The sequence below is a fragment of the Sphingomonas sp. Leaf343 genome (assembly GCF_001423765.1).
GTDB lineage: Bacteria > Pseudomonadota > Alphaproteobacteria > Sphingomonadales > Sphingomonadaceae > Sphingomonas.
On the sequence record NZ_LMPG01000010.1, the window covers coordinates 52,237 to 67,840 of the forward strand.

The following is a 15,604-nucleotide window of genomic DNA, read 5'->3' on the forward strand; positions in this document are numbered from 1 at the left end:
AGCCAGATGGCGTTGCCGCTGGCCTTGCCCGCCGATCCCCGCGACGAATCCTTCCTCGTCACACCGTCCAACGCCCGCGCCGTGCATCTGCTGGAACGCTGGGGATCGTGGCAGGTCCGCGTGGCGATGCTGACGGGTCCGCGCCGCTCGGGCCGCAGCACGCTCGCCCGCCTGTTCGCGGCGAAGAGCGGCGGGACGATCGTCGACGATGCTCATGCCGTGTCTCAGGAGTCGCTGTTCCACGCCTGGAACGACGCGCAATCCACCGGTCGGCCGCTGTTGCTCGTTACCGACGCGCCGCCACCGGTATGGGAGATCACGCTGCCCGATCTCCGCTCCCGACTGGCGGCCAGCGTCCTTGCCGAGATCGGCGCACCGGACGACGCCCTCGTCCGGTCGCTGCTGGATTATCGCCTCAACCGCCTCGGCCTCGACGCGCGACCCGATCTGGTCGACTGGCTCGCCACCCGGATCGAGCGTAGCCATCTGGCGGTCGAGCGTACCGTCGACGCACTGGATCAGGAATGTGCGGAACGCCGCAAGCGCCTGACCATTCCCCTTGCCCGATCCACCCTGATCGACGCCGGCCTGATCGCCGGCAAACCGGAGACGCCATGACCCGCCCAGCGCATATCGTGACGATTGCGGAGGCCGATGACGACGCCTTCGTCGCGGAACCCAACGACCGGTATTTCAACCGGGAATTGTCGTGGCTCGCCTTCAACCGCCGCGTGCTGGAGGAGGCGTGCAACACCGCGCATCCCCTGCTGGAACGGCTGCGATTCCTGTCGATCTGCGGGTCGAACCTCGACGAGTTCTTCATGGTCCGGGTCGCGGGTCTGAAGGGGCAGCAGAAACAGGACGTGGAACGTCGCTCCGCCGACGGCCTGACCCCGGGGCAGCAACTCGGGGCGATCGTGGCCGAAGCCGACCGGCTGATGGAAAGCCAGCAGGCGGTCTGGGGCGACCTGCGCGTCCTCCTCGACCAGGCCGGGCTGTTCATCCTCCGCCGCGATGCGATCGACGGCGAAGCCGACGAATGGCTCGCCACGCATTTCCGCGAACAGATCTTTCCGATCCTGACGCCGCAGGCGCTCGACCCCGCGCATCCCTTTCCGTTCATCCCCAACAAGGGGCTGTCGGTGATCTTCGATCTGGAACGGCAGTCGGACAAGGAGCCGATCCGCGAGATCGTCATGCTGCCCGCGACGATGCCGCGCTTCGTCCGCCTGCCGGGCGAGGACGCGCGCTACGTCTCCGTCGAGACGATCGTCAAGCGGTTCGCACCGGTCCTGTTCCCCGGCTACGAGGTTCACGGTGCCGCCGCGTTCCGCGTCCTGCGCGACAGCGACATCGAGATCGAGGAGGAAGCCGAGGACCTCGTTCGCTACTTTGCGAACGCGATCAAACGCCGCCGCCGGGGTCGCGTCATCCGGCTGGAGCTGGAAACCGGGATGCCCGACGCGCTGGAGGCGCTGCTTAAGGACGAACTGGGAGGCAGCGACACGATCGTCACCGAAAGCGGCAATCTGCTCGGCCTCTCCGACCTCGACATGCTGGTCGATGAGGATCGGCCGGACCTGAAATTCACGCCGTTCACGCCACGCTTTCCCGAACGAATCCGGGAGTTTGGTGGCGATTGCTTCGCCGCGATCAGAGCCAAGGACATCGTCGTTCATCACCCCTACGAGACGTTCGAGGTCGTGCTGGCCTTCCTGAAGCAGGCTGCGAACGATCCCGATGTCGTCGCGATCAAGCAGACGCTCTACCGCGCCGGCAAACAGTCCGCCGTCATCAATGCGCTGATCGCCGCGGCGGAGGCGGGCAAGTCCGTGACCGCCGTCGTGGAGTTAAAGGCACGCTTCGACGAGGAACAGAACCTCGTCTGGGCGTCCGCGCTGGAGCGGGCCGGGGTGCAGGTCGTCTACGGCTTCATCGACTGGAAGACCCACGCGAAAGTGTCGCTCGTCGTCCGGCGGGAAAGCGGCGGATTCCGCACCTACTGCCACTTCGGCACCGGCAACTATCATCCGGTTACAGCAAAAATATACACCGACCTCAGTTACTTCACGGCCGATCCTGTGATCGGACGCGATGCCGCGCAGATGTTCAACTACGTCACCGGCTATGTCGAACCGCAGGATATGAAGATCGTCAGCCTGTCGCCGGGCAATCTACGCCAAAGGCTGCTCCGGTTGATCGACGCCGAAATCGAACATGCGCAGGCAGGCCGCCCCGCGTCGATCTGGGCGAAGATGAACAGCCTCGTCGATCCCGCATTGATCGACAAACTGTACGAGGCATCGGGTGCCGGCGTCGAGGTGGACCTCGTAATCCGGGGCATCTGCTGCCTCCGCCCGCAGGTGCCCGGACTGTCCGAGAACATCCACGTCAAGTCGATCATCGGCCGCTTTCTGGAACATAGCCGGATCTGCGTGTTCGGCAACGGCAAGAAACTGCCCAATGACGGGGCGAAGATGTACATATCGTCCGCGGACTGGATGCCGCGCAACTTCGACCGGCGGGTCGAATATATGCTGCCGATCACCAACCCGACCGTGCACGACCAGATCCTCGATCAGGTGATGGTCGCCAATCTGCTGGATAACGAGCAAAGCTGGATACTGGGGCCGGACGGCGACTATACGCGGGTCGATCCCGGCGACAAGCCGTTCAACCTGCATCGTTATTTCATGACGAATCCGTCGCTGTCGGGGCGCGGCGCGGCGCTGGAGAAGGTGCCGACGCTCTCGCTCCGGGCGGCTCCATGAACATCTTCGGCAAGCGCGCCGACGCCTCTCGCACGGCGATCATCGACATCGGGTCCAACTCGGTTCGCCTCGTCGTCTATCAGGGGCCTGCGCGCCTGCCCGCAACCTTGTTCAACGAAAAGGTCATGGCCGGTCTTGGTCGCGGTCTCGCACAGACTGGCCGCATGGAGCCGTCCGCCCTCGCCGCCGCCCGCACCGCACTGGCGCGCTTCGCCGCGGTCACGCGCGAGATGGAGGTCGCCACCGTCCGCACCGTCGCGACTGCGGCCGTGCGCGATGCGGAGAACGGTCCCGAACTGATCGACGCCGCCACCGCGCTCGGCCTGACCGTGGAGATCCTGTCGGGCGAACAGGAGGCCCTGGGGGCCGGGCAGGGGGTGCTGTCCGGCATCCCCACCGCCGACGGCATCGTCGGCGATCTCGGCGGCGGCAGTCTTGAGCTGGTCCGCGTCCGCGCCGGCAAGGTGGAGGACCGCGTCTCCTTCCCGCTCGGCGTCCTGCGGATCGCGGGAACGCGCGGCAAGTCGCTGGACAAGCGGGTGTCCGACCTGATCGGAAAAGCCGGCTGGCGCGGCCGGGGCCGGGGCACGCCGCTGTATCTCGTCGGCGGGTCGTGGCGCGCGCTCGGGCGATTGCACATGGGGCTGGCGGGCTATCCGTTGCCTGTCGTCCATCAATATTGTCTCGCGCCGGCGACGGTCGCCCAGCTTGCCGCGCAACTGCCGCTGATGACCAAACAACAGCTACGCGACATCCCCGGACTGTCCTCCGGTCGCGCGGCCACGCTACCCGATGCGACCGCGTTGCTCGACATCGTCCTGCGCGAACTCGGTTCCGCCGGCACAGTCATCTCCGCCTTCGGTCTGCGCGAGGGGTTGTTGTTCGGGATGCTCGACGCACCGACGCGGGCGCTCGATCCGCTGATCGTCGCCGCCCGCGAGGAGGGGCGTCTGCTCGGGCGTTTTCCGGAGCATGGCGACCTCCTCGATCGCTGGATCGCGCCGCTGTTCGCCCACGAAGCGCCGTCTCAGGCGCGCATCCGGCACGCCGCCTGCCTGCTCGCGGATGTGGGCTGGCACGCCAATCCCGAATTCCGCGCCGAACGCGGGGTCGAGGTCGCGCTGCACGGCAACTGGGTCGCGATCGACGCCAGGGAACGCGCGCAACTGGCGCAGTCGCTGTTCACCAGCCTTGGCGGCGGCACCCTGTCGCCCGATCCGCTGCCGCGTCTTGCGGGTCAGCAGGCGCTTGCCGGTGCGGTCGCCTGGGGACTGGCGATCCGGCTGGGTCAGCGCTTGTCGGCCGGGCTGGCGGGGCCGCTCCAGCGCAGCCGGCTGGCGCGGGATGCCGGCACCGTGACACTGGCGCTGCCCGCGGCCGACCGTGCGCTCTACGGCGAGACGGTGGAGAAACGCCACGTCGCGCTGGCGACGCTGCTCGCCTGCAAGCCCGTCCTGGCCTGACCCGCCTCAGCCGCAGCGAAGTCCGTCGATCCGGCGGCCGTCGTCCAGCATCACGTTCAGGCGATCCTCGAAGAACTCCTTCGTGGTGATCTCGTCGGGGCGCAGCGTCCGCATCACGCGCGCATTGGTGCGCGCCTGCAACTCCTCGCGCATGCCGCTGTCGAACTTCGCGCCGACGAAGCGCATCCGCGTCGCCTCGTCGACGATGCAGGGCCCGACGGGCGCGGCAGGCGGAGTCATCGTCGTGCACGCGGCCAGCAGCGCCGGCGCCAGCAACAGGTACCTCATGCAACCTCCTCCTCGGTGCGCGTCATCTTCAACCGTCCGTTCTTCACCGCGAAGCCCAGCCGCCCCTCGACCAGATCGACCGCATCCCGCCCGAACTGGTCGTAACGCCACCCCTCCAGCATCGGCAGCCCCGTCCGCACGCCGGCGGCCAGCGCCTCCAGCTCGTCGGATCGCGCCAGCAGCTTCGATGCGACGTCGATATCGCGCGACCGGATCTTCAGCAGCAGCTTCAGCAGGTCGGCCACCAGCGACCCTTCCTTCCCCAGCCCCGGCTTGCGATCGTCGCGGGGCGGGAGCTCGTCGCCATCCAGCGGCGTCGCCCCTTCGATCGCCGCCATCAGCCGCGCACCGATATCGTTACCGGCCCACGTCGCGGACAGGCCGCGCACCCGGGCCAGGTCGGCCTGCTTGCGCGGCGGATGGCTGGCGAGATCGCCCAGCGTCTCGTCCTTGACGATGCGACCGCGCGGCAGGTCCTTGGTTTGCGCCTCCAGCTCCCGCCACCGCGCGATCGCCTTCAGCCGGCCCAGCATGTCGGGCTTGCGACCCGACACGCGCACGCGCTTCCACGCGACGTCCGGATCGTTCGCGTAGTTGGAGGGGTCGCCCAGCCGTTCCATTTCCTGGTCCAGCCACGCGCCGCGCCCGGTCTTGCGCAGGCGTTCCAGCATCTTCGGAAAGATCGCCGCCAGATGCGTCACGTCGCCGATCGCATATTCGATCTGCCGCGCATCCAGCGGCCGCCGCGCCCAGTCGGTGAAGCGCGCACCCTTGTCGATCTGGATACCGAGCCAGCTGTCGACCAGATTCGAATAGCCGATCTGCTCGCCCTGACCGAGCGCCATCGCCGCGACCTGCGTATCGAACAGCGGGTGCGGCGTCTTGCCGGTCAGGTTGTACACGATCTCAAGGTCCTGCCCGCCGGCGTGGAAGACCTTCAGGACATCCTCGTTGTTCACCATCAGGTCGAGCAGCGGCGTCATGTCCAGCCCGGGTGCCTTCGGATCGATCGCCGCCGCCTCGTTCACGTCGGCGATCTGGATCAGGCAGAGCTCCGGATAATAGGTGCTCTCCCGCATGAACTCGGTATCGACCGTGACGAAGTCGGCCCGGGCGAGACGGTGGCAGAGGTTGGCGAGGGTCGCGCTGTCGGTAATCAACGGATGGATGTGCATCGCCGTCCCATAGACCCGTCGCGCGGGTTGACAAATAGGGGCAGGGAAGGGGAGGGGCGCGCGATGACACAGATGCACGCCTATCGCTCCCACACCTGCGCCGCGCTGACCGCGGCGGATGTCGGCCAGACCGTCCGCCTGTCGGGCTGGATCCACCGCAAGCGCGATCATGGCGGCGTGCTGTTCGTCGATCTGCGCGACCATTACGGCATCACGCAGGTCGTCGCCGACGCCGACTCGCCGGCCCTGCCGGTGCTGGAGGCGGCGCGCACCGAGTCGGTCATCACCATCGACGGTATCGTGAAGGCCCGTGCGGAGGGGACCGCCAACGCCAGTCTGGCGACCGGTGAGATCGAGGTCTTCGCCCGCGCGGTGACGGTGCAGAGCGTCGCGCAGGAGCTGCCGCTGCCGGTCGCCGGCGACGCCGAATATCCGGAGGACATCCGCCTCCGCTATCGTTTCCTCGATCTCCGTCGCGAGCGGCTGCACGCCAACATCATGCTCCGCAGTCAGGTGATCGCCAGCGTCCGCCAGCGGATGATCGGACAGGGCTTCACGGAGTTCCAGACGCCGATCCTGACCGCATCGTCGCCGGAGGGCGCGCGCGACTATCTCGTCCCCAGCCGCGTCCATCCCGGCAAGTTCTACGCGCTGCCTCAGGCGCCGCAGATGTTCAAGCAGCTGTTGATGGTCGCGGGCTTCGATCGGTATTTCCAGATCGCACCCTGTTTCCGTGACGAGGACGCGCGCGCCGATCGTTCGCCGGGCGAGTTCTACCAGCTCGATTTCGAGATGAGCTTCGTCACGCAGGAAGATGTGTTCCAGGCGATCGAACCCGTCCTCCACGGGCTGTTCGAAGAGTTCGCGAACTGGCAGAACAAGGGCAGGCAGGTCTCGGCGCTGCCGTTCCGCCGCATCCCCTACCGGGAGTCGATGCTCCGCTACGGCAACGACAAGCCCGATCTGCGCAACCCGATCCTCATCAGCGACGTCAGCGAGCATTTCACCGGCTCGGGCTTCGGCCGCTTCGCCTCGATCGTCGAGGCCGGCGATGTGGTCCGCGCGATCCCCGCACCGGCGACGGCGGACAGGAGCCGCAAGTTCTTCGACGACATGAACGCGTGGGCGCAGTCCGAGGGATTCGCGGGTCTCGGCTATGCCACGCGCAAGGGCGGCGAATGGGGTGGCCCGATCGCCAAGAACCACGGTGAAGAGGGCATGGCGAAGCTCGCCGCTGCCCTCGACCTGGGTCCCGACGACGGCGTGTTCTTCGCCGCGGGCAAGGAGGCCCAGGCCGCCAGGCTCGCCGGCCTCGCCCGCACCCGCGTCGGCGAGACGCTCGGCCTGATCGATCCGGACCGCTTCGAGTTCTGCTGGATCGTCGACTTCCCGATGTTCGAATATGACGAGGACGCGAAGAAGGTCGACTTCAGCCACAATCCCTTCTCGATGCCGCAGGGCGAGATGGAGGCGCTGGAGACGAAGGACCCGCTCGATATCCTCGCCTATCAGTACGACATCGTCTGCAACGGCGTGGAGCTGTCGTCGGGCGCGATCCGGAATCACCGGCCGGAGATCATGTACAAGGCGTTCGAGATCGCCGGCTACACGCAGGCCGATGTCGATACGAACTTCGCGGGCATGATTAACGCGTTCAAGTTCGGCGCACCGCCGCACGGCGGTTCGGCGCCGGGCATCGACCGCATGGTCATGCTGCTGGCGGGCGAGCCGAACATCCGTGAGGTCGTCGTCTTCCCGATGAACCAGAAGGCGGAGGACCTGATGATGGGCGCCCCCAATTTCGCGAGCGCCAAGCAGCTTCGCGAACTGAACCTGCGGTCGACGGCAGAACCGAAGAAGGACATCGACAAGGCGGTTGCCCCCGCCGCGGGGTGAGGATGATCGGCCCGGCGGAGGGGATCCGCCGGGCCGGATCGTTCAGGCGGCCTCGAACTGGTCGTTATCCTGCAGCACCTTCAGCTTGCCGTCGGCGATCGCGAAGACCGCGCCGTGGATCTTCAGCGATCCGTCGGCGATCCGGTCGGCGATGAAGGGGAAGGTCTGGAGATTGGCGATCGATACGCGGACGCATTCCTGCTCCAGCGCCTTCTGGCCCTCGGGACCTGTCCCATGTTCGGCCACGACCTTCTCGCGCGCATCGTCGAGCAGCGTGATCCAGTCCTTCACGAAGCCGCCGTCGCCATGCGTCGAGTCGGCCAGACTCTGCGTCAGCGCCGCGCTGACGCCGCCACAGGCGCCGTGACCCAAAACGACGATCTCGGCGACCTTCAGCTTCGTGACGGCGAACTCGACCGCCGCCGACACGCCGTGGAAACCGCCGCCCGTTTCGTAAGGGGGTACGAGGTTGGCGACGTTGCGCACCACGAACACCTCACCCGGATGCGTTCCGAAGATCGTCGCCGGATCGACGCGGCTGTCCGAACAGGCGATCACCATCACCTTCGGTGCCTGACCCGACGCCAGCTCGGTCCAGCGTTCCCGCTCGGTCAGCCACTCCGTACCGCGAAACTTGTAATATCCTTCGATCAGGTCGGAAAAGTCGGTCATCTGCACTGAAGCTCCATCTCGGGCCGAATCGGCTGTTCACAGTCGTAACCGGCGGCCAAACGCCCGGTTCCTGACTTGCGGCACACCGTTACCGCATCGCGACAAAAGATGACAAGTCCGTCATGTTGATGATCTTCGCTGCCGGTTTCATGTGACATTTGGCCGGGGCGATCCTATCTGCACGGGCATGAACGACATGACGCCGCTCGCCCCCAAGGATGGTCGCCCGGAACGCGTCCGCAAGCCCGACTGGATCCGGGTCAAGGCCCCGACCAGTGCGGGCTTTGCCGCCACGCGCGAGTTGATGCGCTCGAAAAGCCTGACCACCGTCTGCGAAGAGGCGGCGTGCCCGAATATCGGCGAATGCTGGTCGAAGAAGCACGCTACGGTCATGATCCTGGGTGATACCTGCACCCGCGCTTGCGCCTTCTGCAACGTCAAGACCGGTATGCCGCGCGCGGTCGACAAGATGGAACCGCAGAACGTCGCGGAGGCCGCGGCGCAGATGGGGCTCCAGCACATCGTCGTCACCTCCGTCGACCGCGACGATCTGCCCGATGGCGGCGCGTCGCAGTTCGTGAAGGTGATCCATGCGATCCGCGCCGCCAACCCGACGACGACGATCGAGATCCTGACCCCCGATTTCCGCAACAAGGCGCAGGCGGCGATCGAGTCGATCGTCGAGGCGCGGCCCGACGTCTACAATCACAATCTCGAAACCGTACCGCGCCTGTATCCGACGATCCGCCCCGGCGCGCGGTACTACGCGTCGCTGCGGCTGCTCGAATCGGTCAAGCGACACGATCCGTCGATCTTCACCAAGTCCGGCGTGATGCTGGGGCTGGGCGAGGAGCGGCTGGAGGTGCATCAGGTGATGGACGACATGCGTTCCGCCGACATCGACTTCCTGACGATGGGCCAGTATCTTCAGCCGACCCCGCGCCATGCCAAGGTCGCAGAATTCGTCACTCCCAAGGCGTTCGACGCCTATGCCGGTATCGCACGGGCCAAGGGTTTCCTCCTCGTCGCATCGTCGCCGCTGACCCGGTCGAGCTATCACGCCGGCGACGATTTCGCGAAGCTCCGCGCGGCGCGGGAGGCGAAGTTGGCACCACGGCCGCGGGCCGTGATCGCGGTGTAGGCGCCTATGCCCAAGCATCAGGAAACACGGCATCTTCCGTACAGCGCGGAGCAGATGTTCGACCTCGTCGCCGACGTGAGGCGTTACCCGGAATTCCTGCCCTGGGTCACCGCGATGCGCGTTCGCAAGGATGGGGATACGGAGACGCTGGCCGACATGATCGTCGGCTTCAAGGGCCTGCGCGAGACGTTCACCAGCCGCGTCGAAAAGGCGCGGCCGGATATGATCCGCGTCGATTACGTCGAGGGACCGCTCAAATATCTGCGCAACGACTGGCGCTTCCGGTCGGAAGGACCGGGCTGCGCGGTCGACTTCGCGGTGGACTTCCAGTTCAAGAACCGCGTGTTCGAGATGCTGGCGGGTCAGGTGTTCGGCACCGCCTTGCGCCGGATGATCGGGGCGTTCGAGGATCGTGCGGCGGTGCTTTACGGCGCGACGGGCTCGGGTTCCGGCGGCATCAGCAGTTCGAGCGCACATAGCGCCGCCTGAAGGCGCACGCCGCCACGGCCATTGTCCGGGAACAGGCGGCGGTCGGCATGAACATCGTTGGGATCGCTGTCCTTTTCGGCGCGCGCGAAGACGACGGTGCCGACCGGCTTCTTCTCGCTGCCGCCGCCGGGGCCCGCGACTCCGGTGATCGCGACGGCGACATCGGCTCCGGTCTTCTCCACCGCGCCGCGCGCCATGCCCCATGCGACCGCGATCGATACCGCGCCGAACGTCTCGATCAGATCGCGCCCGACTTTCAGAAGGTCGGTCTTCGCCTCGTCCGAATAGGTGATGATCGATGCGACGAAGACGTCCGACGACCCCGGCACCTCCGTCAGCGCTGCGGCCACCAGACCACCGGTGCAGCTTTCGGCCACGGCGATCCGCCGCCCGGCCTTGCGATTCGCCTCGATGACGCGCTGCGCCGATTCCACGAGCTGCGCCGGAAGGAGCGTGTCGGTCACGATGCCGGACACAGCGGCAGGGCGGGGACGCCGGATTTGCCGCCGCCCCGCTCGTTCATCTTGAGATACTGGAGCACGGTGACGACGACGCTCGCCGTGTTGCGGGCCGGCAGCGGTTCCAGTTGCGTCACCAGTCGGTCTATCGTGCCGCAATCGTTCAGGTCGATTCGCCCCACGATCAGCGGCACGACGATGCTGGTCAGCACCGGCCGCGCGTAATCGGACGCCAGCAGCAGGTCGGCGGCGGGATCGCTCAGCTTGATGATCGCTGCCTTCGCACCCGGCCATGCGCGGTCCGCGGCGACCTGGTATTTGGCGATCAACGGCCCGTCCGCACGGCGGATCAGGCTGGCCGCGGGCAGGCGGGCGGTGCAGATGCGGCCGGTCTCGCGAATGATCTCCGGCAACGCGACCAGCGCCAGCGACTCCGCCTCCGCATTGTTCAGGCACGGTTTGACTTGCGCGACACCTGGGGTGGCGATCAGCGCTCCGGCCACGATCATCGTCGTCAGGCGCATCATGCCTCTCCTCTCCCGGCGGTTCTCGGCAGGCTGATCGTGGCGATCGCCTGCGCGGCGATACCCTCTTCGCGGCCGGTGAAGCCCAGACGCTCGGTGGTGGTCGCCTTCACGCTGACGCGGTCGGGGGTCAGGTGCAGGATGTCGGCGATGCGCGCGATCATCGCTGCCCGGTGCGGTCCGATCTTCGGCGCCTCGCATATCAGCGTCAGGTCCACGAAGTCGATTCGCCCCCCCCTGTCGGCGATCAGCCGCGCCGCATGGGCGAGGAACTGGTCCGACGCCGCACCCCGCCATTGCGGATCGCTGGGCGGGAAATGCGTGCCGATGTCGCCCGCGGCGATGGTGCCCAGCAGCGCATCGGTCAGCGCATGGAGCGCCACGTCCGCGTCGCTGTGTCCGGACAGTCCCTTGTCATGCGGGATCAGCACACCGCCCAGCCAAAGTTCCTCCCCGGCTTCCATACGGTGAACATCAAACCCCCCCGCCGACCGACTCTCCCACGCCAAGCGGGCTTCCGCCGTCGCGAAATCATCGGGATAGGTGATCTTATCGAGCATCGCTTCGCCCTGCACCAACGCGACGCGTCCGCCAAGCCGTCGCACCATCTGCGCATCGTCCGTCGCCTCGTCGCCGGCCGGCCAGCCCGCATGCGCCGCTCGCAACGTGTCGAGCCGGAAGGCCTGCGGCGTCTGGACGCGGTGCAATCCGTCGCGCGGCACGACCTCGCCGAGCAGACCCTTACCGCGCACCAGCGTGTCCGCCACCGTCAGCACTGGCGTCGCACCGTCGTGATCGTCCAACGCCGCCAGCACGCGCGCGATCACCGCAGGGGACACGAAGGGGCGGGCGGCGTCATGGACCAATACCCGTTCGACCGCATCCGATAGCGACGCCAAACCATTGGCCACGGAATCGCGTCGGGTGGGGCCGCCTGCGACCAGCCGCATGTCGTGGCCCAGCGCATCGCGGGCGAGATCGTCCTGTCCGGCACCGATCACGACGACGACTTCATCGACATGCCCGGCAAAGGCGGCGACGGCGTAGGCGACCAGCGGCCGGCCGGCGACGATGCTGAATTGCTTGGGCAGGTCACCGCCGGCCCGCGAGCCGGAACCGGCGGCGACGATCAATGCTGCGGTGCGATGGCGAAGCATGAACCGGCGGTAGCGTTCCGCGGCGAGGATCGCCAGCCTTGCATCGATCCCACGCTTCGGATAATGGATGCCTGATTTTCAGGCACATGCAGAAACTATCCCCCATCCAGATCGGCCCTGTCCGGATCGACCGTCCCGTCGTGCTCGCGCCGATGACGGGGGTGACCGATATGCCGTTCCGCACCCTCGTCCGGCGCTACGGCTCCGGGCTCAACGTCACCGAGATGATCGCCAGCCAGGCCGCGATCCGAGAGACGCGCCAGTCGATCCAGAAGGCCGCATGGCACCTTTCGGAGGAGCCGGTGTCGATGCAGCTCGTCGGCTGCACGCCCTATGAGATGGCGGAGGCGGCGAAGCTGGCGGAGGATCGCGGCGCGGCGATCATCGACATCAACATGGGCTGTCCGGTGCGCAAGGTCACGAGTGGCGATGCCGGATCGGCACTGATGCGCGATCTAAAGCTTGCCGCACAGTTGATCGACGCGGTGGTGAAGGCAGTGTCTGCGCCGGTGACGCTGAAGATGCGCATGGGCTGGTGCCACGACAGCCTCAACGCTCCCGAGCTCGCGCGGATCGCCGAGGATCTGGGCGCGAAGATGATCACGGTTCATGGCCGCACCCGCAACCAGATGTACAAGGGTCAGGCCGACTGGCGTTTCATCGCCGGGGTCAAGCGGGCGGTATCGATCCCCGTTATCGCCAATGGCGACATCAACTCGATCGAGGACGCGGAGGCGGCATTGGAACAATCCGGTGCGGATGGATTGATGATCGGGCGCGGCGCCTATGGCCGGCCATGGTTGCTGGGGCAAGTGATGGAATGGCTGGACACCGGCCGCCGCCGTGCCGATCCTGATCTCGATGAACAATACTCTGTTATCATCGAGCATTACGATGCGATGTTGAAGCATTATGGTAGTGTCACCGGCGTCAACATGGCGCGCAAACATATCGGCTGGTACACCAGAGGGCTGACCGGATCGGCGGAGTTCCGCAACGCGGTCAATCAGGAACCGGACGCCAGCCGGGTCAAGGCGATGCTCGCGGACTTCTACGCCCCCTGGCGTCGTCTTGCCGCTGCCTGAGGGGCGGCCCGGCGGCGGGCCGGGTGGGCTATCGGGCAGGCCCGGTTTCAGCGACCTGTTTACGGCCTTGCCCGTTGCGGTCGTCGTGATCGATCCGGACGACCGGATCGCGCATGCCAATGCGTTGGCCGAGCAAATGCTGAACCTGTCCGAACGGGTGATGCGCGGCCAGTTGCTGACCGCCATCCTGCCACCGCCAGAAGCGACGCAGGATCGCGACGGATATGGTTATGCGGTTTATGATACGGAGATCGCGACGGCACGGGGCGTACGGATGCGCGTGGATTTCGTTGAGGCGGCGGTGGCCGATCACCCCGGCTGGCGCACGATCACGCTGCACACCGCCGCCGGATCGCACCGGCTGGGCCATACCGCGGACCGGATCGGCGGCGCGCGTGCGGCGGAGGGCGCGGCAGCAATGCTGGCGCATGAAATCCGCAATCCGCTGTCCGGCATCCGTGGCGCGGCGCAATTGCTTGGCCCAAGCGAGCTGACACACCTGATCGTCACCGAGGTCGATCGCATCGCCGCGCTGATCGACCGGATGCAGGAGTTCGGCGACACCCGCCCGCTGCCGCTGTCGGCGGAGAACATCTACCCGTTGCTGGATCACGCCCGCGCCGTGGCACTTGCCGGCTTCGCCCGCGGCGTGACGATCGAGGAACGGTTCGATCCGTCGTTGCCACCCGCGCTCATCAACCGCGACGCACTGACTCAGGTTATCATAAACCTGTTAAAGAACGCGCGCGAAGCAGTTCGCAACGAGCGCAATGCGCGTATTGTGATGAGTACGGCCTATCGCCACGGCATCACCCGCAGCGGCGCGACCGGCCAGCCCCGCGTGCCGCTGCCGATCGAAATCTGCGTCGTCGACAATGGTCCCGGCGCGCCGGCCGACATCGCCGATCACCTGTTCGAACCGTTCGTATCGGGCCGACGCGAAGGGCAGGGGCTGGGCCTCGCACTGGTCGACAAGCTGGTGCGCGACATGGGAGGGATCGTCCAATATAGTCGCGAGGGCATGCCAGAGACGACGGTCCTCAGGCTGCTTCTGCCGAGAGGTACACCGTGAGCCGCGTCCTGCTGGTCGATGACGACGCCGCGATCCGCACCGTCGTCGCACAGGCGTTGCGCCGTGCAGGGCACATCGTCAATACCGCGGACAGCCTTGCCCAGCTCGATCGGGCGATCCTGGCGGAGGTGCCCGACGTGCTCATCACCGACGTTGTCCTGCCGGACGGCGACGGGATCGATCATGTCCGTGAAATTCTGACGCGCCACGCGCAATTGCCGGTGATCGTGCTGTCGGCGCAGAATACGCTGACGACCGCCGTCCGCGCCGCCGACCTTCAGGCGTATGACTATCTGCCCAAGCCTTTCGACCTCGACGTGCTGGCACGCGCGGTCGATGGCGCGCTGGCGCGGGGGCAGGGGACGGCGGAAGATGCCGCCGCCGAGGACGCGACCTTGCCGCTGATCGGACGGTCGGCGGCGATGCAGGACGTCTACCGCGTCATCGCACGCGTCGTGTCGACCGATCTGACCGTTCTGGTGTCGGGCGAGTCGGGCACCGGCAAGGAACTGGTCGCCCGTGCCATCCACGATCTCGGTATCCGTCGGGCCGCGCCGTTCGTCGCAATCAACATGGCCGCGATTCCGCGCGAGCTGATCGAGGCGGAGCTGTTCGGTCACGAACGCGGCGCGTTCACCGGTGCGGCCGTGCGCAACGCCGGGCGGTTTGAGCAGGCCTCGGGCGGCACGTTGTTCCTCGACGAGATCGGCGACATGCCGATGGAGGCGCAAACCCGGCTTCTTCGCGTGCTTCAGACCGGGGAGTTCACGACCGTCGGCGGTGCGCGGACCATCCGCGCCGATGTCCGGATCGTCGCAGCGACCAACCGCAATCTCGCCGATCAAGTCGCGGCCGGGCTGTTCCGCGAAGATTTATTCTATCGTCTGAACGTGGTGCCGCTCAGCCTGCCGCCGTTGCGGGAGCGCGGCGACGATGTCGTGATCCTCGCCCGACATTTCCTCGATGCCGCCGCCGCGGAAGGACTGCCGCGCCGCCAGCTCGCCACCGACGCCGCCGAAGTGCTGCGCGCCCACGACTGGCCGGGGAACGTCCGCGAGCTGGAAAATCTGATGCGGCGGCTGGCCGTCCTCACCCGCGACGAAGTCATCGGCGGCGACGCCATCACGGCGATACATGGCACCCGGGTCAGCGCCGCGCCGCAACCCAGCGTCGATTTCGACGAAGCGGTACGGGCGCTCGTCGGCCGGATCGCGCGCGAACGGCCCGAGGCGCTGGACGACGGCACGCTCTATGACCGGGTCATCGCAGAGGTCGAGCGTCCCCTGATCGAGACGATGCTGGCCCGTCACGGCCAGAACCAGCTTCGTGCCGCCCGCGCGCTGGGGATCAATCGCAACACGCTGCGGAAGCGGCTCGATGCGCTGGGTCTGGATCCTCGTAGATCGTGATCCT

Annotated in this window: 15 protein-coding genes; 9 read left to right on the forward strand and 6 right to left on the reverse strand. The window is 66.8% G+C overall.

The window, feature by feature from the left end; all coding sequences use genetic code 11:
• The first annotated feature begins 6 nt into the window (after positions 1-6).
• Genes ASG07_RS05515 through ASG07_RS05525 form a run of 3 tightly spaced genes read left to right on the forward strand, consistent with a single transcriptional unit; the run spans position 7 to position 4,234 of the window.
• Complete coding sequence (locus tag ASG07_RS05515; RefSeq protein WP_055843369.1) at positions 7-618, forward strand: HdaA/DnaA family protein; 612 nt, start codon at positions 7-9, stop codon at positions 616-618.
• Complete coding sequence (locus tag ASG07_RS05520; RefSeq protein ID WP_055843371.1) at positions 615-2,771, forward strand: RNA degradosome polyphosphate kinase; 2,157 nt, start codon at positions 615-617, stop codon at positions 2,769-2,771. Before ASG07_RS05515 ends, ASG07_RS05520 begins: the two co-directional genes overlap by 4 nt.
• Positions 2,768-4,234, forward strand: coding sequence for a Ppx/GppA family phosphatase (locus ASG07_RS05525; RefSeq protein WP_055843373.1), 1,467 nt, complete (start codon positions 2,768-2,770; stop codon positions 4,232-4,234). The genes ASG07_RS05520 and ASG07_RS05525 overlap by 4 nt, the downstream gene beginning before the upstream one ends.
• Before the next feature lie 6 nt (positions 4,235-4,240).
• On the opposite strand, the gene ASG07_RS05530 is transcribed toward ASG07_RS05525, so the two are convergent.
• Positions 4,241-4,522, reverse strand: coding sequence for an I78 family peptidase inhibitor (locus ASG07_RS05530; RefSeq protein WP_055843376.1), 282 nt, complete (start codon positions 4,520-4,522; stop codon positions 4,241-4,243).
• The gene (rnd, locus tag ASG07_RS05535; RefSeq protein ID WP_055843378.1) at positions 4,519-5,697 is read right to left on the reverse strand and encodes a ribonuclease D; all 1,179 of its coding nucleotides are present in this window, start codon (positions 5,695-5,697) and stop codon (positions 4,519-4,521) included. Before rnd ends, ASG07_RS05530 begins: the two co-directional genes overlap by 4 nt.
• Positions 5,698-5,769: 72 nt before the next feature.
• Between rnd and aspS the strand changes: the two genes are divergently transcribed.
• Positions 5,770-7,593 carry an aspartate--tRNA ligase gene (aspS, locus tag ASG07_RS05540; protein ID WP_055843379.1) on the forward strand — a complete coding sequence of 608 codons (1,824 nt, stop codon included), beginning with the start codon at positions 5,770-5,772 and terminating at the stop codon, positions 7,591-7,593.
• A 42-nt stretch (positions 7,594-7,635) separates the two neighbouring features.
• On the opposite strand, the gene ASG07_RS05545 is transcribed toward aspS, so the two are convergent.
• Positions 7,636-8,265: a carbonic anhydrase gene (locus ASG07_RS05545; RefSeq protein ID WP_055843381.1), complete on the reverse strand. Its 630-nt coding sequence runs from the start codon at positions 8,263-8,265 to the stop codon at positions 7,636-7,638.
• Positions 8,266-8,452: 187 nt separating this feature from the next.
• Between ASG07_RS05545 and lipA the strand changes: the two genes are divergently transcribed.
• Together lipA and ASG07_RS05555 are read left to right on the forward strand one after the other, a co-directional pair.
• The gene (gene lipA / locus ASG07_RS05550; protein ID WP_055843383.1) at positions 8,453-9,406 is read left to right on the forward strand and encodes a lipoyl synthase; all 954 of its coding nucleotides are present in this window, start codon (positions 8,453-8,455) and stop codon (positions 9,404-9,406) included.
• 6 nt (positions 9,407-9,412) lie between these two features.
• Positions 9,413-9,895 (forward strand): type II toxin-antitoxin system RatA family toxin, encoded by a 483-nt coding sequence (locus tag ASG07_RS05555; protein WP_055843385.1) that lies wholly within the window; start codon positions 9,413-9,415, stop codon positions 9,893-9,895.
• Here ASG07_RS05555 and ASG07_RS05560 read toward each other — a convergent pair.
• The 3 genes from ASG07_RS05560 to ASG07_RS05570 are packed head-to-tail and all read right to left on the reverse strand — an operon-like array spanning position 9,832 to position 12,034.
• Positions 9,832-10,359, reverse strand: a complete 528-nt coding sequence (locus ASG07_RS05560; RefSeq protein ID WP_055843942.1) for a CinA family protein — start codon at positions 10,357-10,359, stop codon at positions 9,832-9,834. The two genes, ASG07_RS05555 and ASG07_RS05560, sit on opposite strands and share 64 nt — an antisense overlap.
• Positions 10,356-10,880 (reverse strand): hypothetical protein, encoded by a 525-nt coding sequence (locus ASG07_RS05565; RefSeq protein WP_156361758.1) that lies wholly within the window; start codon positions 10,878-10,880, stop codon positions 10,356-10,358. The genes ASG07_RS05560 and ASG07_RS05565 overlap by 4 nt, the downstream gene beginning before the upstream one ends.
• The gene (locus ASG07_RS05570; protein ID WP_055843388.1) at positions 10,877-12,034 is read right to left on the reverse strand and encodes a bifunctional 2-C-methyl-D-erythritol 4-phosphate cytidylyltransferase/2-C-methyl-D-erythritol 2,4-cyclodiphosphate synthase; all 1,158 of its coding nucleotides are present in this window, start codon (positions 12,032-12,034) and stop codon (positions 10,877-10,879) included. Before ASG07_RS05570 ends, ASG07_RS05565 begins: the two co-directional genes overlap by 4 nt.
• Positions 12,035-12,120: 86 nt before the next feature.
• Between ASG07_RS05570 and dusB the strand changes: the two genes are divergently transcribed.
• From dusB to ntrC, 3 genes are read left to right on the forward strand one after another with little or no spacing between them, the layout of a single operon-like run.
• A complete protein-coding gene (gene dusB, locus ASG07_RS05575; protein WP_055843390.1) occupies positions 12,121-13,119 on the forward strand; it encodes a tRNA dihydrouridine synthase DusB in 999 nt (332 codons plus the stop codon).
• On the forward strand, positions 13,112-14,191 hold the full coding sequence (locus ASG07_RS05580) for a two-component system sensor histidine kinase NtrB (RefSeq protein ID WP_055843947.1): 1,080 nt from the start codon (positions 13,112-13,114) through the stop codon (positions 14,189-14,191). Before dusB ends, ASG07_RS05580 begins: the two co-directional genes overlap by 8 nt.
• Entirely contained in the window at positions 14,188-15,600 is a 1,413-nt protein-coding gene (gene ntrC / locus ASG07_RS05585) for a nitrogen regulation protein NR(I) (RefSeq protein WP_055843394.1), read from the forward strand. The genes ASG07_RS05580 and ntrC overlap by 4 nt, the downstream gene beginning before the upstream one ends.
• Positions 15,601-15,604: the final 4 nt, after the last annotated feature.

Bases quoted from the DNA above. Each gene is read 5' to 3' on its own strand.
- ASG07_RS05515 (WP_055843369.1), top strand. From the start codon at position 7: ATGGCGTTGCCGCTGGCCTTGCCCGCCGATCCCCGCGACGAATCCTTC.
- ASG07_RS05520 (WP_055843371.1), top strand. From the start codon at position 615: ATGACCCGCCCAGCGCATATCGTGACGATTGCGGAGGCCGATGACGAC.
- ASG07_RS05525 (WP_055843373.1), top strand. From the start codon at position 2,768: ATGAACATCTTCGGCAAGCGCGCCGACGCCTCTCGCACGGCGATCATC.
- ASG07_RS05530 (WP_055843376.1), bottom strand. From the start codon at position 4,522: ATGAGGTACCTGTTGCTGGCGCCGGCGCTGCTGGCCGCGTGCACGACG.
- rnd (WP_055843378.1), bottom strand. From the start codon at position 5,697: ATGCACATCCATCCGTTGATTACCGACAGCGCGACCCTCGCCAACCTC.
- aspS (WP_055843379.1), top strand. From the start codon at position 5,770: ATGCACGCCTATCGCTCCCACACCTGCGCCGCGCTGACCGCGGCGGAT.
- ASG07_RS05545 (WP_055843381.1), bottom strand. From the start codon at position 8,265: ATGACCGACTTTTCCGACCTGATCGAAGGATATTACAAGTTTCGCGGT.
- lipA (WP_055843383.1), top strand. From the start codon at position 8,453: ATGAACGACATGACGCCGCTCGCCCCCAAGGATGGTCGCCCGGAACGC.
- ASG07_RS05555 (WP_055843385.1), top strand. From the start codon at position 9,413: ATGCCCAAGCATCAGGAAACACGGCATCTTCCGTACAGCGCGGAGCAG.
- ASG07_RS05565 (WP_156361758.1), bottom strand. From the start codon at position 10,880: ATGATGCGCCTGACGACGATGATCGTGGCCGGAGCGCTGATCGCCACC.
- ASG07_RS05570 (WP_055843388.1), bottom strand. From the start codon at position 12,034: ATGCTTCGCCATCGCACCGCAGCATTGATCGTCGCCGCCGGTTCCGGC.
- dusB (WP_055843390.1), top strand. From the start codon at position 12,121: ATGCAGAAACTATCCCCCATCCAGATCGGCCCTGTCCGGATCGACCGT.